2 protein-coding genes are annotated in these 2174 nt (G+C 54.1%); both read left to right on the plus strand.

All coding sequences use genetic code 11. The features are described from left to right. The first annotated feature begins 194 nt into the window (after positions 1-194). Positions 195-1310 carry a hypothetical protein gene (locus L3V18_RS19150; protein ID WP_237057061.1) on the plus strand — a complete coding sequence of 372 codons (1116 nt, stop codon included), beginning with the start codon at positions 195-197 and terminating at the stop codon, positions 1308-1310. Positions 1311-1432: 122 nt separating this feature from the next. Continuing rightward, the gene (locus tag L3V18_RS19155; RefSeq protein WP_237057062.1) at positions 1433-1657 is read left to right on the plus strand and encodes a hypothetical protein; all 225 of its coding nucleotides are present in this window, start codon (positions 1433-1435) and stop codon (positions 1655-1657) included. Positions 1658-2174 lie beyond the last annotated feature (517 nt).

Consider the following 2174-nt stretch of genomic DNA (forward strand, 5'->3'; position numbering starts at 1 on the left):
CGCCCGAGGCCCACGCTTATCAGTTCGAGGACAACCTCGATCAACTGTTCGGGCGCAGGGCGCGAGATCCGGCGTGCGGCCCCTGCTGAATTACGGTGGTGCTGACACCGAGGCGTTATCGGGCGCGCACGCCGGGCTCTCGGCGCTTACAGTAGGGGAAAGCCAAGACATAAGGCGTTAGGTGCGCCCAAGCCATGTCACTTCTCGTGTACCTAGACAGCCAGGATTATTCCAAGCTGACCAAGGATAACGATCTCCTCCAAGAGCTTGCCTCTTGCAGGGAATCAGGTGAAGCCACCTTCATCTCTTCATCTGTAATAGTTTCAGAATGTGCCCCTCTAACGGCCAGCGTTACCCATCTGGCAGTTGAAAGGAGTGAAGTGATCGAACTTCTCTGTGGCAGGAATACATTCATTTCAATAGATCGCATTCTTGAAACTGAAATTTCAAGCTTTGGGCAATCGCCGCCAACTCGTGATCTGATCATATCGAGCAAAGGCGACTGGTTTCCGTCAGTCGGACCGCTACTAGATGAAGTTGATATGCGCAAGTCATTTCAAGAAGCGCTTTCGGATCGCCCATTGAATAGAGAGCAACGCAGGAAGGCCAAGAGCATGACGTTGCGTGGCGGATCTCTCCGCTCGCGCGCTTCAAATGAACTTTTATCGGGCATGGACGATCTGGCAAAAGAAGCCATAGCCGCCTACCCCATGAAGCCAGAGAATGCTCGGACAGTTATCTCGTTCATCGCAGGAAAAGCATCACGTGCGCAAGCCGAAAGAGCACTATTGGAATCTCTTCGCGACGTCAGCTGGATGATGCGCTGGTTTCAGAATCATCACGACAACTTAGCGTTCGTGCCAAATTTCATTCGCGCCACATCAAATCGAACATTTGACCGCTTCTCCGAATCAATCGAAAAATCGAAGCTTGTTGACGACCCTATTCGAGCATGGCGTCAGATCGCGGACGATGTCTTACAGGAGAGTATCGAGAATTTCATAGCCAAGTCCGGCAAAACGATCAAACCCAGCGCTGCTGAAATTCAGAAACACTGTCCAGGAATGGCCGCAATGTTCAAGCTCATGGCAAAGACAATTGAGGACTCTCTTGGTTCCAACACTCGAAATCTCAACCATTCTGACTTCGCAGATGCGATACATGCATTACACGCACCATACGTGGACATATTCAGGACTGACGCATACATGGCCAGCAAATTGACGGCAATTGCTTCTGGCACCACCATCTGCAGAAAGCTGCGTGAGCTTCCTTCCGCAATACGCATGGCGTCTGAAGTGCGCACCTAACAATTCGTTCAAGCCGACACCGCTTCGCGGCGTCGGCAAAGCCTCTATGATTGTGGCTCTGCCGTCGCCGCAAAGCGGTGCGGCTTAACTCAGGCCTTAGGCCCCAATCAGACTCTTCGGCCATGACCAAGATCACCGATCCCGATTTCGACCAGCAGCTGAGCCTTCGTCAGTCATTCCATGTACTGCTCGCCTTCCTTGAGCAGTTCAACTCCCGCAGCCCGCAGCCCACAGACGATTTGTTGTCTTGGCTGTCGCTTGAGTCGGACGGTGCTACGTCAGACCCCGCACAACTGGATGATTTTCTGCAAAGCGCTAAGTCCGTTTTGGCGTCTAGCAGTCGGTAGCTGCCACAGGATCTTGCTGGCATTCCAAGTCATCCGTATGTTGGGGCCTAACAATTCATTCAAGCCTAACCCGCTTCGCGGGTCGGCTTAATTCTGGTGTTAGGGGGCACATGAAGTACCTCGGCTACTCAGTTCTGCTATTAGGCATCTCGGGCTGTGCAAGCACTCAGCACCTCAGCGCGGCTGAGTGCAGCGCCAGGTTTGAGAGGCTCCAAGCCAATGCCACCGCTGCTTGGGAAAAGGCCCGATTGGACGGTGGCGGAGAGGCGGCAATGCAAAAGGCTGCTGGGGTTGCGGTGGACAGCGCCAAGGCTGCTGCCGATCTAGCAAACGGACCCTGCCAGGGGCAAACATCAAAGGCCGCGGTGCGTCACTACACCGACGGCGCCCCCTAACAATTCATTCAAGCCGAAGCCGCTTCGCGGCTCGGCTTAATTCAGCAACTGTCTTGTGAGCCTAGCTGTCAGGCAGTTAAGGCCCCTTCCGCACGCAGCTCGTCACGCCGTCTGGCATTGAC

It is taken from the genome of Marilutibacter chinensis (assembly GCF_021725675.1).
GTDB classification, from domain to species: domain Bacteria; phylum Pseudomonadota; class Gammaproteobacteria; order Xanthomonadales; family Xanthomonadaceae; genus Marilutibacter; species Marilutibacter chinensis.